Consider the following 13,493-nt stretch of genomic DNA (forward strand, 5'->3'; position numbering starts at 1 on the left):
CGCGGGGCCGCCGGCCGGCGGCGCCGAACGGGTGGTCGCAGCCGACGAGTGGCGAGTCCTGGGACGCCACCCTGAGGGCCGCCTACCGGGAGGCGGACCCGCGGGCCGCCCTCACCCGGTGCCCCGGGCCTGGAGGTCGATCGCCCGGTGCATGGCCTTGCGGGCGCGCGGTACGTCGCGGGCGTCGGAGTAGGCCACGGCGAGCCGGAACCAGGCCCGCCAGTCCTCCGGGGAGGCCTCGGTCTCGGCCTTGCGCTTGGCGAAGACCTCGTCGGCGGAGGCGCGGTCGATCCGCCCGTGCTCGTCCCGGGCCAGCTCGTCCACCGGGAGGCCGCCCTCGGCCTCCAGCAGCTTCGCCAGCCGGCCGCTGTCGCGGCCGAAGGCGTAGGTCTTCCAGAGGAACCAGCAGCCGATGACGACCAGGAGTTCGGCGCAGACGCCTATCCCGATCGCCGGGCCGTCCCCGGAGGCCATCAGCTGGACCCCGGTGGCGACCACCACCGCGAAGCCGAGCAGCAGCGCGGTGGAGACCACGAAGTACATGACGCGGGCGATCACAGCGGGCTCAGTCCTCGTCCGGGGCGACCAGGAAGTGCTCCAGGCCGACGGTGAGCCCCGGGTGGTCCGCCACCCGGCGGACGCCCAGCAGGATGCCCGGCATGAAGGAGCTGTGGTGGAGGGAGTCGTGACGGATCGTCAGGGTCTCCCCGACGCCGCCGAAGAGGACCTCCTGGTGGGCCAGCAGCCCCTGCAGCCGGACCGAGTGGACCGGGATCCCGGCGACCTCGGCGCCCCGGGCGCCGTCCAGCGCGTGGGTGGTCGGGTCGGGGGTGAGCTCGACGCCGGCCTCGGCCCGGGCCTCGGCCATCAGCTGTGCGGTCCGCGCCGCGGTGCCGCTGGGGGCGTCCGCCTTGCGGTTGTGGTGCAGCTCGATGATCTCGGAGGTGGGGAAGAACTTCGCCGCCTCCTGCGCGAAGCGCATGGTCAGCACGGCGCCGATGGAGAAGTTGGGGGCGATCAGCACGCCCGTGCCCGGCGACTCCGCGAGCCAGGCCCGGACGGTGGCGATCCGCTCGTCGGTCCAGCCGGTGGTGCCGGTGACCACGTGGATGCCGTGGCCGATGCAGTACTCGAGGTTGGCCATCACCGAGTCGGGGTGGGTGAGCTCGACGGCGACGCCGGCCTTGGCCGCGCTGAGGGTCTCCAGCTCGTCGCCGCGGGTCAGGGCCGCGACCAGCTCCATTCCCTCGGCGATCTCGACGGCCTTGACCGCCTCCGAGCCGATCCGGCCCTTGGCGCCGATGACGGCCACCCGCTGGGGCGTGCTCATGCTGCTGACTTCCTTTCGGGACGGACGGGACGGACGGGACGGGCGGGACGGGGGGAACGGTCGACGGGTCAGTCGGCCACGGCGGCGAGCGCCGCGGCCCGCTTGTCGTCGACCGGGCCGATGACGGAGAGGGACGGCCGGTGGGCGCCGAGGACGTCCTTCGCGACGGACCGTACCTCGTCCGCGGTGACCGCGGAGATCCGGTCCAGCAGCTCGTTCACCGACAGGTGGCTGCCGTGGCAGAGCTCGGCCTTGCCGACCCGGCTCATCAGCGAGCCGGTGTCCTCCATGCCGAGGACGGTGGAGCCGCGGATCTGGCCGACGGCGCGGGCCAGCTCCTCCTCGTCGATCCCGTCGGAGACGACCCGCTCCAGCTCGTCCCGGCAGATCTTGAGCACCTCCTCGGCCCGCCCCGGCTGGCAGCCGGCGTAGATGCCGAACAGCCCGGAGTCGGCGTAGGAGGAGGTGTACGAGTACACCGAGTAGGCCAGCCCGCGCTTCTCCCGGACCTCCTGGAAGAGCCGGGAGCTCATCCCGCCGCCGAGTGCGGAGTTGAGGACGCCCAGCGCCCAGCGCCGGTCGTCGTGTCGGGAGACCCCGGGCATGCCGAGGACCAGGTGGGTCTGCTCGGTGGGGCGGTCGACGATCTCGCAGCGGTCCGCGGCACGCAGCTGGTGCGCCCCGCCGCGCGGTACGGAGGGCCGGGCCCCGGGCGTCCGGGACAGCGTCCCGGCCAGGCGGAAGTCCCGCTCGACGCGGCGGACGACCTCGTCGTGGTCGACGTTGCCGGCCGCGGCGACGACCAGGTGCTCGGGGGTGTAGCGGCGGTGGTAGAAGTCGGCGACCTGGTCCCGGGTGAGGGCGTTGATGGTGTCGGTGGTGCCGAGCACCGGGCGGCCGAGCGGGCCGTCGCCGTAGACGGTGTGGGCGAAGAGGTCGTGGACGACGTCGCCGGGGTCGTCCTCGGTCATCGCGATCTCCTCGAGGATGACGCCGCGCTCGGCGTCCACGTCCTCGGGCCGGATCAGCGAGTCGGTGAGCATGTCGCTGACCACGTCGATGGCCAGCGGCAGGTCGGCGTCCAGGACGCGGGCGTAGTAGCAGGTGAACTCCTTCGCGGTGAAGGCGTTCATCTCGCCGCCGACGGCGTCCAGGGCCGCCGAGATGTCCAGCGCGCTGCGCTGCTCGGTGCCCTTGAAGAGGAGGTGCTCCAGATAGTGGGTGGCGCCGTTGAGGGTCGGCGTCTCGTCCCGGGAGCCGACGCCGACCCAGATGCCGAAGCAGGCCGAGCGGACGGTCGGCAGGGTCTCGGTGACCACCCGCAGTCCGCCGGGGAGCACGGTCCGCCGCACGGTTCCTGCGCCGTCCGCGCCGGGCAGCAGGGTCACGGTGGTCCCCGGCTCCTGGGCCTGCGCGTCGAGCTGGGTACGGGGCTGGTCCTGCTGCGCCACGAGGCGTCAACTCCTGCTGGGCGATGAGCGGTTGGGAGAGGTGGTGGGACAGGCCTGCGGCCCGGCCCCCGGGAGGGGAGCCGGGCCGCGAGGGGCTAGCCGCGGAGGGTCACTCCGCCGCGCCCTCAGCCTTCTCGCCCTCTTCCAGGACCGGAATGAGGGAGAGCTTGCCGCGCTGGTCGATCTCGGCGATCTCGACCTGGACCTTGGTGCCGACCGGCAGCACGTCGTCCACGTTCTCGACCCGCTTGCCGCCGACCATCTTGCGGATCTGCGTGATGTGCAGCAGACCGTCCTTGCCCGGCATCAGCGAGACGAAGGCACCGAAGGTGGTGGTCTTCACGACCGTGCCCAGGTACCGCTCGCCGACCTCCGGCATGGTCGGGTTGGCGATCGAGTTGATCGTCGAGCGGGCGGCCTCGGCGGACGGACCGTCGGAGGCACCGATGTAGATGGTGCCGTCGTCCTCGATGGTGATGTCCGCGCCGGTGTCCTCCTGGATCTGGTTGATCATCTTGCCCTTGGGGCCGATGACCTCACCGATCTTGTCCACCGGGATCTTGACGGTGATGATCCGCGGGGCGTTCGGGGACATCTCGTCCGGGACGTCGATCGCCTCGTGCATGACGTCCAGGATGTGGAGGCGGGCGTCCCGGGCCTGCTTCAGGGCGGCGGCCAGCACGGAGGCGGGGATGCCGTCCAGCTTGGTGTCGAGCTGGAGCGCGGTCACGAACTCCTTGGTGCCGGCGACCTTGAAGTCCATGTCGCCGAAGGCGTCCTCGGCACCGAGGATGTCGGTCAGCGTCACATAGTGGGTCTCGCCGTCGATCTCCTGCGAGATCAGGCCCATGGCGATGCCGGCGACCGGGGCCTTCAGCGGCACACCGGCGTTCAGCAGCGACATGGTGGAGGCGCAGACCGAGCCCATGGACGTCGAGCCGTTGGACCCGAGGGCCTCGGAGACCTGGCGGATCGCGTAGGGGAACTCCTCGCGGGTCGGCAGCACCGGCACGAGCGCGCGCTCGGCCAGGGCGCCGTGACCGATCTCGCGGCGCTTCGGGGAGCCGACGCGGCCGGTCTCACCGGTGGAGTACGGCGGGAAGTTGTAGTTGTGCATGTATCGCTTGCGGGTCTCCGGCGCCAGGGTGTCCAGCTGCTGCTCCATCCGGAGCATGTTCAGCGTGGAGATGCCCAGGATCTGGGTCTCGCCGCGCTCGAAGAGCGCCGAGCCGTGGACCCGCGGGACGACCTCGACCTCGGCGGCCAGGGTGCGGATGTCGGTGACCCCGCGGCCGTCGATGCGGACCTTGTCCTTGATGACCCGCTGGCGGACCAGCTTCTTGGTCAGCGCGCGGTAGGCGGCGGAGATCTCCTTCTCGCGGCCCTCGAACTCGGGCAGCAGCTTCTCCACGGCCAGGCCCTTGACCCGGTCCAGCTCGGCCTCGCGCTCCTGCTTGCCGGCGATGGTCAGCGCCTTGGCGAGGTCGGACTCGACGGCCTTGGTGAGCGCCTCGAGGACGTCGTCCTGGAAGTCCAGGAAGATCGGGAACTCGGCGGTCTCCTTGGCGGCGGCGTCGGCCAGCTGCTGCTGGGCGCGGCACAGCACCTTGATGAAGGGCTTCGAGGCCTCCAGGCCGGCGGCCACGACCTCCTCGGTCGGCGCCTCGGCACCGCCCTCGACCAGCTTGATGGTCTTGTCGGTGGCCTCGGCCTCGACCATCATGATCGCGACGTCGCCGTCCTCCAGGACACGGCCGGCCACGACCATGTCGAAGACCGCGTTCTCCAGCTCGGAGTGGGTCGGGAAGGCGACCCAGCGGCCCTCGATCAGGGCGACGCGGACGCCGCCGATCGGGCCGGAGAACGGCAGCCCGGCCAGCTGGGTGGAGGCCGAGGCGGCGTTGATGGCGACCACGTCGTAGAGGTGGTCGGGGTTGAGCGCCATGATGGTGGCGACGACCTGGATCTCGTTGCGCAGGCCCTTCTTGAAGGACGGGCGCAGCGGGCGGTCGATCAGCCGGCAGGTGAGGATGGCGTCCTCGGAAGGCCGGCCCTCGCGGCGGAAGAACGAGCCGGGGATGCGACCGGCGGCGTACATCCGCTCCTCGACGTCGACGGTCAGCGGGAAGAAGTCCAGCTGGTCCTTGGGGTGCTTGCCCGCGGTGGTCGCGGAGAGCACCATCGTCTCGTCGTCGAGGTAGGCGACGGCGGAGCCGGCGGCCTGACGGGCCAGCCGACCGGTCTCGAACCGCACGGTGCGGGTGCCGAAGGGACCGTTGTCGATCACGGCTTCGGCGTAGTGGACGTTGTTCTCTTCCACCTAAAAGATCTCCTTGTTCACGTAGCTCACGTCTGGTCTGCGTCTACCGGGCTCCGGCGGACCGGAGCCGGGTGGAGCGTCCCGACGCTGCCGCGCGCGGCCCATCGTGGGGCCGGTCATCGATCGAAGCCCCCGGGAGCTCCCGCTCCCGACGGCCACTACCGAGGACCGGCGCGGGATGCGCGCTGGTCGCGTAGTGGACGCTCCATGGCGTCGGTTCAGCCCCGCTTCCGCGTGGCTGGATCTCTGCCTCTCTCACCATACGCAGGGCGGGCGCCCCGCGCGGCCGAGCGGCGCACGGATATGCAAACGGAGCGGCTCCCCCGGATGGGGAAGCCGCTCCCCGAGCGACAGCGTCAGCGGGCGGCGCCGGCCGCACCGCGGCGGATGCCGAGGCGGTCGACGACGGCGCGGAAGCGCTCGATGTCCTTCTTGGCCAGGTACTGCAGCAGGCGGCGGCGCTGGCCGACCAGGAGCAGCAGGCCCCGGCGCGAGTGGTGGTCGTGCTTGTGGGTCTTGAGGTGCTCGGTCAGGTCCGAGATACGACGGCTGAGCAGAGCGACCTGAACCTCGGGGGAGCCGGTGTCGCCCTCCTTGGTCCCGAACTCATCGATGATCTGCTTCTTGACCGCGGGGTCGAGGGCCACGACAACTCCTTCTGGGGTTCCGCAACCGGCGGGCGCTCCTGGTCTTACTCACAGGCGGCTGATGGAAACCCGACGATGCGACACCCCAGCGTACCAGCGGCCGGGGACACCTCTGTCCCCGGCCGTCAAGACCCCGTGCCCCGACCGGGGTCGGTTCAGGAGGTGAAGCCGCGGACCGTCCCGTAGACGTCGACCACGGCGAGCGCCAGCGGGATCAGCGCGGCCAGCGTCAGGCCGTCCACGATGTCCAGCAGCCGGCCCCAGAACGGCGAGACCCCGCGCTTCGGCACCACCAGGCCGATCGCCACCAGGATCGCGGCCCCGGCGGCGATCGCCGCGGCCAGCCACACGGTGCGGATGGAGACCGCCGCCGAGTCGTTCTGCATCAGGTGCTCCTGGATGTACCGGGGCATGTGCAGCGAGAGCCCGAGGACCAGCAGCGCGATGCTGCTGATCCCGGCGACCAGCAGGCAGAGCACCTGGGCGCGGTACTGGAAGAGGCGGGCGCGCAGCATGGTCGCGAGCCCCAGCGCGAGCGCCGTCCACTCCGGCCACGCGCTGTCCACGAAGCCCAGCACCACCGCGCTGCCGACGATCACCGCGGCGCAGCCGCCGACCAGGCCGACCAGCAGCTCGTGGCCGCGCCGGGCGCGGGCGGCGACGCTGTCGTACTCCTCGGCGAAGGCCGCCGCGGAGGTGGGCTCGCCGCGGCGGCCCGCGCCGCCCTGCTGCGGGGACTGGAAGGCGACCGGGAGCCGGGCGAACCGCGCGGAGAGCGCGGGCAGGAAGCCGATGACGCCGACCGCGACGACCCCGGCGCAGGCCGCGACCTCCCGGGCGGAGGCGCTGGTGAGCACCATGCCGAAGGCGGCCAGGGTGCCGATCACGGAGGCGAAGGCCGCCGAGACGAACGGGGCGTCGCCGTCCGGGAGGAGCGCCACCAGCAGCACCGAGGCGAGGAGGACGGCGATCGAGCCGGTGAGGAACTGGACCCGGCCGGGGCCGAGCTGGGTCTGCCCGAAGTCGAAGGCGCCGGATCCGGCGATCATCGCGTGCGGGAGCGCGGCCAGGCCGAGGGCGATCGCCGAGCCCTTGTCCTCGTACACCCGGGAGCGGATGCCGGAGAGGGCGAGCAGCAGCACCGCGGAGAGCGCGGCCAGCACGCCGGGCAGGCTGTGCATGTTGTGCTGCAGGTTGGAGAACCACAGCGCGAGGCCGAGGAGGACGAGCAGCACCGAGGCGCCGATCAGTCCGGAGATGCCCATCAGCGAGGAGGCCCAGGTGCGGCTGTCGTCGGAGACCGCGGTGGCGATCGCGTCCGCCACGTCGTCGTAGACCGCCGGGGCGAGGGACTCGGCGAACGGGCGGAGGCTCAGCACGTCGCCGTCGCGCACCTGCTGGGCGGCCAGCGGCAGGCTGCTGTCCAGCACCGAGCCGTCCCGGCGGACCAGGTGGTAGCCGGCCGGCGCGCCCTCGTCCTGGATCTGCCCCGAGATCCGCAGCACCTCCGGGTAGACGTCGGCGAGCGGAATGTCCTCGGGCAGTGCGACGTCGATCCGGCTGTCGGGTGCTACGACCGTGACTCTGCAGAACCCGGTGGTGGCGCTCGTGCTCACCAGGAGCCTCCCCCATGGTTATTGACGATTCGTGTGCGCCGCCCCGATCCGGTGCCCCTGCGGCACATGTGGCAGCGGCTGCGCGCGGGACACCCTATCGCCAACCGGAACCGGGCGTCCGACCCGCGGTGTCAAGGGCCTGCCAAGGGCTTGTATCGCCCTTGTGGGCAGGCTGAGTCCAGGGTGGCGGCAACCAGTAGGATCGGCCCCTGCGCAGAGGTGGTCACGCGGGGGACTGAACCGAAACGAGTCGAGCGGCTCGCTTTCGGGGTACCAGCCGCCGCATCAGCCGCCCGAGTTGACGTCGGCACAGGGACGAGGGCTGGTACCGAGTGAGCGTGGTAACCGTCAAGAGGCCGCCGCGGGCGTACCCGCCGGCGGTCCCGGACCAGGAAGTACAGCTGGAGACGCCGCCAGAGCTGCCCAGAGGCTCGGGCGAGGGCTGGTGGATGTCTCTGCTGCCGATGCTGGCCACGGCGAGTTCGTCGGTCTTCTTCTTCATGCCCGGCATGGGCGGCGGCATGATGATGAAGGTCATGGGCGGCATGATGCTGGCGTCCACCGGCGCCATGGCGCTGGCCCAGGTCTCCCGGCAGCGGAAGGGCGGCGAGCTCCAGGACGAGCGCCGCGACTACCTCAAGTACCTGGCGCAGACCCGGAAGCAGGTCCGCAGGACCGCCGAGCGGCAGCGGAACGCGCAGCTCTACCTCCACCCGGACCCGGAGCAGCTCTGGGCCATGGTGGCGGAGGGCAAGCGGCTGTGGGAGCGGCGGCAGAACGACCCGGACTTCGGGCAGATCCGGCTGGGCACCGGCCCGCAGCAGCTGGCCACCCGGCTGGTACCGCCGCAGACCGCGCCGGTCGAGGAGCTCGAACCGCTGACCGCGGAGGCGATGCGGTCCTTCCTTGCGACCCACTCGACGCTGACCGACCTGCCGCTCGCGGTCTCCCTGCGCTCCTTCTACCACCTCACCGTCTCCGGCGACCCGGACACCGTCTACGGCACGGTCTGGGCCGCGGTCTCGCAGCTGAGCACGCTCCACTCGCCGGACGACCTGAAGATCGCGGTGGCCTGCGCCCCCGGCTCGGTGGAGCGCTGGGAGTGGACCAAGTGGCTGCCGCACGTCCAGCACCCCAAGGAGTCGGACGGTGCCGGTTCGCGCCGGATGATCTGCACCGGCCTGGGCGAGCTGGAGGAGATGCTCGGCGACGAGCTCTCCGGCCGGCCGCGCTTCCACCGGGAGGCCCAGCCGACCTCGGACCAGCCGCACGTGGTGGTGATCCTGGACGGCGCCTCGGTGCCCGCCGACTCGCTGCTGGCCGGCGCGGAGGGCCTGCAGGGGGTGACCGTGATCGAGGTCATCCCGGGCGAGCTGGAGGAGCTGCGCGGCGGCCTCGCGGTGATCGTCGACAAGCGCGGGATGCGTCTTGAGGCGGCCAGCGGCGCGGTGTACACCGGGAAGCCGGACACCCTGAGCCAGTGGCAGGCGGAGGCGCTGGCCCGGCAGCTGGCCCCGCTGCGGCTCTCCGGGACCGACGACGACGAGCCGCTGCTGGCCAACCTGGAGTTCACCGACCTGATGGGGGTCGGCGACGCGGCGAGCGTGGACGTCTCGCGCACCTGGCGGCCCCGGCCCTCGCACGAGAAGCTGCGGGTCCCGATCGGCATCGGCGAGAACGGCGAGCCGGTCATGCTGGACCTCAAGGAGGCGGCGCTGGAGGGCATGGGCCCGCACGGCCTGTGCGTGGGCGCCACCGGTTCCGGCAAGTCGGAGCTGCTCCGCACGCTGGTGCTTGGCCTGGCGATGACCCACTCCTCGGAGACCCTCAACTTCATCCTCGCGGACTTCAAGGGCGGTGCGACCTTCGCCGGAATGGCGGAGATGCCGCACGTCTCGGCGGTGATCACCAACCTCGCCGAGGAGCTCACCCTGGTCGACCGCATGCGGGACGCCATCACCGGTGAGCTGAACCGCCGTCAGGAACTGCTGCGCGCGGCGGGCAACTTCGCCAACATCCACGACTACGAGAAGGCCCGGGCGGCGGGGGCGGCGCTGGAGCCGATGCCCTCCCTCGTCCTGATCCTGGACGAGTTCTCCGAGCTCCTCACCGCCAAGCCGGACTTCATCGACATGTTCATCCAGATCGGCCGGATCGGCCGTTCGCTGGGTGTGCACCTGCTGCTGGCCTCGCAGCGGCTTGAGGAGGGCCGGCTGCGCGGCCTGGACACCTACCTCTCCTACCGGATCGGTCTGCGGACCTTCTCCGCGGCGGAGTCCCGGGCCGCGATCGGCGTCCCGGACGCGTACCACCTGCCGCCGATCCCCGGCTCCGGCTACCTCAAGTTCGGCACCGACGTGATGGACCGGTTCAAGGCCGCGTACGTCTCCGGCCCCTACCGGCCCTCGGGCACCCAGGTCGCCTCGGGCGGGACGGTCCGGGCGAAGCCGGTGGCCTTCACCGCGCAGCATGTGGACCTGCCGCAGCCGACGCTGGAGGAGCTGGAGGCCGAGCGGGTGGCGGCCGAGGCCGCCCGGAAGACCGCGGACGACGAGGCGCTGGTGGACACCGTCCTGGACGTCATCGTCAACCGGCTGGAGGGCCAGGGACCGCCGGCCCACCAGGTGTGGCTGCCGCCGCTGACCGAGGCTCCGCCGCTGGACCAGCTGCTGCCGCCGCTGGGCGTCACCCCGGAACGCGGGCTCACCTCTCCGGAGTACTCGCACCTCGGCCGGCTGACGGTGCCGATCGGCATCGTCGACAAGCCCTTCGAACAGCGCCGCGACCTGATGTGGCTGGACTTCTCCGGGGCGGCCGGCCACGGCATGGTGGTCGGCGGCCCGCAGTCCGGCAAGTCGACCCTGCTGCGCACCCTGATCGGCTCGTTCGCCCTCACCCACACCCCGTCCGAGGTGCAGTTCTACTGCCTGGACTTCGGTGGCGGCGGCATGGTCTCGCTGCAGAACCTGCCGCACGTCGGCGGGGTCGCGGCCCGGCTCGACCCGGACAAGGTGCGCCGGATGGTGTCCGAGGTGGCCGGCGTGCTGGCGCACCGCGAGGAGCTGTTCCGGTCCCAGAGCATCGACTCGATGACGACCTTCCGGAACCGCAAGGCGCAGGGCGCGCTGCCGGACGAGCAGCACGGCGACGTCTTCCTGATCGTCGACGGCTGGCTGACCTTCCGCCAGGAGTTCGACCTGCTGGAGCCGGTGGTCACCGACCTGGCCCAGCGCGGTCTTGCGTACGGCGTCCACGTCATCGTCGGCGCCTCCCGGTACGGCGAGATCCGGCCGGCCCTGAAGGACCTGCTGCAGAACCGGGTGGAGCTCAAGCTCGGCGACGCGATGGAGTCCGAGGTCGACCGCAAGGTGGCGCAGAACGTCCCGGCCGGCCAGCCGGGGCGCGGTATCACCGCGGACAAGCTCCACCTCCTCGGCGGGCTCCCCCGGCTGGACGGCTCCAGCTCGGTGGACGACCTGGCGGACGGCGTGGCCGGCCTGGTGCAGGCGGTGGACTCCAGCTGGACCGGGCCGCGCGCCCCGCAGGTGCGGATGCTGCCCGAGCTGCTCCCCGCCGACCAGCTGCCGAAGGGCTTCGAGTACCCGGAGGCCGGGATCGCGATCGGGGTCGACGAGAACACCCTCTCGCCGGTCTTCCTGGACTTCGACGCGGACCCGCACTTCATCGTCTTCGGCGACTCCGAGGCGGGCAAGACCAACCTGCTGCGGCTGATCCTCAAGGGCATCACCGAGCGGTACACCCCGGACCAGGCGCGGGTCGTGATCGGCGACTACCGCCGCAGCCTGCTGGGCGTGGTCACCACCGACCACCTGCTGGAGTACGCCGCCGCGCAGCCGGCCCTGCAGGCCTTCCTGGGCGACATCCGGGGGTCGATGGAGCGGCGCATCCCGGGCCCCGACGTGACCCAGGAGCAGCTGCAGAACCGCAGCTGGTGGAGCGGCCCCGAGCTGTTCCTGGTGGTCGACGACTACGACCTGGTCGCGACCGCCTCCGGCAACCCGCTGGGGCAGCTCCTAGAGGTGCTGCCGTTCGCGAAGGACGTCGGGCTGCACATCATCATCGCCCGCCGCTCCGGCGGCGCCGGGCGGGCGCTCTACGAGCCCGTCATGCAGCGGCTGAAGGAGCTGGGCGCGCAGGGGATCGTCCTCTCCGGCGACAAGGACGAGGGCATGCTGCTGGGCAACGTCAAGCCGACGGCCCTCCCGGCCGGCCGGGGCCAGCTGGTCACCCGCCGCCGGGGCACCTTCCTCGTCCAGACGGGGTGGCAGCCCGCGCAGTAGGCGCGGCCGAGGTCTCGGCGCGGGGAGCGGCGCCGCATCCGGTTCTTCCGGATGCGGCGCCGTTCTCTCGTCTCCGGCCCGCGGAGCCAAATCTTCACAGCGGATTCCGGCGTCCGCGCCACGCGATCCGCAGCGGCCCCGAGGGGGCGCGCGGCGCCTCCCGAGCCCAGCGCCCACGGCGGTCTTGACCTCTGAGTGACCATCAGTTCCGTTGCGCAAAACTGATCGATCGACGGATTCCATGGCGAGACGGGTATTGACGGCACGTTAACAGCAGGGTTTCCTACCGAAAGCTTTGTCCGACGGAGGCGATAGGGACCCTGGATGACCGACATTCTCCGCGCTGCCGAGCCGCGCGACCCGGCCCTGCCGGCCGACCAGCCCCCCGGCGCCGGCCGCACCCTCAAGCGCTCCCTCGGGGTGGTCGGCGGCACGCTGCTCACCCTCTCCTGCGTCACGCCGGCCTCCTCCCTCTTCGTCCTGGTGCCGGGGAACTTCGCCCTGCTGGGCACCGGCACCGCGCTGACCATCCTGGTGGCGGTCGTCCTCTGCATCGGCGTCGCGTTCTGCTACGCGGAGCTGGGCACGCTGGTCCCCAGCTCCGGCGGGGAGTACGCGATGGTCGGCACCGTGGTCAGCCGGTTCGGCGGCTGGCTGGTCTTCGTCCAGGCGCTGATCGTGGTGATGATCGTCCCGCCGATCATCGCGCTGGGCACGGCCGACTACCTCGCCCCGATCGTCCATCTCGACCCGCGGGTCACCGGCGCCGGAGTGATGCTCCTCGCCACCGTGATGGGCCTTCTCGACCTGCGCGCCAACGCCTGGGTGACGGGCGTCTTCCTGGTCCTCGAGGTGGTCGCCTCGGCCGTGGTGGCCGGCCTCGGCTTCGGCCACAGCACCCGCCCGATCTCCTCCCTCTGGCACCTGCAGATGGCCGGCCCGCACGGCGCCGCCAGCGCGGTCGGGGCGGGGGCGGTGGTGGCCGGGCTCGCCGCGGCGCTCTTCGTCACCCAGGGCTTCTCCACCGCCGTCTACCTCAACGAGGAGATGGAGCAGCCGCGCCGGACCGTCGTCCGCACCATGCTGTGGACGCTGGGGATCGGCTCGGCCGTCATCCTGGTCCCGGTCGTCGCCATCACCCTGGGCGCGCCCTCGCTGTCGGCGCTCACCGGCGGCGACATCGCCGGGATGGTCCAGGGCTGGAGCAACTCGGCGATCGGCACCTTCGTCAGCCTCTGCATCGCGCTGGCGATCATCAACGCGGCGATCGTGATGGTCATCCAGAACTCCCGGGTGCTGTACGCCTCCGCGCGGGACACCACCTGGCCGGCGCCGGTCAACCGGGCCTTCGGCACGCTGAGCAGGCGGTACGGCTCGCCGTGGATCGCCACCCTGGCGGTCGGCGTCCCGGGAGCGGTGCTGTGCTTCGTCCCGGTGGACGCGCTGAACGGGGTGACGGGGGTCGCGGTGGCGGCGCTGTACGGGTTCGTCGCGTTCGCCGCGCTGATGACGCGGCGGGGCGGGCACAAGGCGCGGACGGCGTGGCGGATGCCGCTGTGGCCGGTCGTCCCGGTCATCCTGCTGGCCGTGCTGGTCTGGGTGCTCACCCAGCAGACCGCCCAGGACCTCGTCATCACCGCCGCGATCACCGCCGCCGCCGCGCTGTACTGGCTCTTCTACCTGCGGCCGCGGGCGGCGACCCACTGGGTCATCGCGGTCCCGGCGGACGAGGCCGAGGGCGAGGCCTGAGGAGCCGGAAACGGCGCCGCACCCGGCAACGACGATGGGGTTGCGACCCCGTGTCCGTGGCCGGGTGCGGCGCCGTGGA

At 71.9% G+C, this 13,493-nt stretch carries 8 protein-coding genes; 2 read left to right on the plus strand and 6 right to left on the minus strand.

Features of this window, described 5'->3' with window-relative positions; all coding sequences use genetic code 11:
* Window positions 1-111 precede the first annotated feature (111 nt).
* The 6 genes from BS73_RS13980 to eccD form a co-directional block, all read right to left on the minus strand.
* Entirely contained in the window at window positions 112-558 is a 447-nt protein-coding gene (locus BS73_RS13980; protein WP_037572268.1) for a tetratricopeptide repeat protein, read from the minus strand.
* A gap of 7 nt (window positions 559-565) precedes the next feature.
* Window positions 566-1,330 (minus strand): 4-hydroxy-tetrahydrodipicolinate reductase, encoded by a 765-nt coding sequence (gene dapB / locus BS73_RS13985; protein WP_037572271.1) that lies wholly within the window; start codon window positions 1,328-1,330, stop codon window positions 566-568.
* 68 nt (window positions 1,331-1,398) lie between these two features.
* Complete coding sequence (locus BS73_RS13990) at window positions 1,399-2,781, minus strand: M16 family metallopeptidase (RefSeq protein ID WP_037572274.1); 1,383 nt, start codon at window positions 2,779-2,781, stop codon at window positions 1,399-1,401.
* A gap of 109 nt (window positions 2,782-2,890) precedes the next feature.
* The gene (locus tag BS73_RS13995; RefSeq protein WP_037572277.1) at window positions 2,891-5,101 is read right to left on the minus strand and encodes a polyribonucleotide nucleotidyltransferase; all 2,211 of its coding nucleotides are present in this window, start codon (window positions 5,099-5,101) and stop codon (window positions 2,891-2,893) included.
* 356 nt (window positions 5,102-5,457) lie between these two features.
* Window positions 5,458-5,748 (minus strand): 30S ribosomal protein S15, encoded by a 291-nt coding sequence (gene rpsO, locus BS73_RS14000; protein WP_037572289.1) that lies wholly within the window; start codon window positions 5,746-5,748, stop codon window positions 5,458-5,460.
* Window positions 5,749-5,903: 155 nt separating this feature from the next.
* Window positions 5,904-7,364 carry a type VII secretion integral membrane protein EccD gene (gene eccD, locus BS73_RS14005; RefSeq protein ID WP_037572294.1) on the minus strand — a complete coding sequence of 487 codons (1,461 nt, stop codon included), beginning with the start codon at window positions 7,362-7,364 and terminating at the stop codon, window positions 5,904-5,906.
* 332 nt (window positions 7,365-7,696) lie between these two features.
* On the opposite strand from eccD, the gene BS73_RS14010 reads away from it, so the two are divergent.
* Window positions 7,697-11,665 carry a type VII secretion protein EccC gene (locus BS73_RS14010; protein ID WP_037572297.1) on the plus strand — a complete coding sequence of 1,323 codons (3,969 nt, stop codon included), beginning with the start codon at window positions 7,697-7,699 and terminating at the stop codon, window positions 11,663-11,665.
* A 324-nt stretch (window positions 11,666-11,989) separates the two neighbouring features.
* The gene (locus BS73_RS14015) at window positions 11,990-13,414 is read left to right on the plus strand and encodes an APC family permease (RefSeq protein ID WP_037572299.1); all 1,425 of its coding nucleotides are present in this window, start codon (window positions 11,990-11,992) and stop codon (window positions 13,412-13,414) included.
* The last annotated feature ends 79 nt before the right edge of the window (window positions 13,415-13,493 follow it).

This window comes from Phaeacidiphilus oryzae TH49 (genome assembly GCF_000744815.1).
Classification (GTDB): domain Bacteria; phylum Actinomycetota; class Actinomycetes; order Streptomycetales; family Streptomycetaceae; genus Phaeacidiphilus; species Phaeacidiphilus oryzae.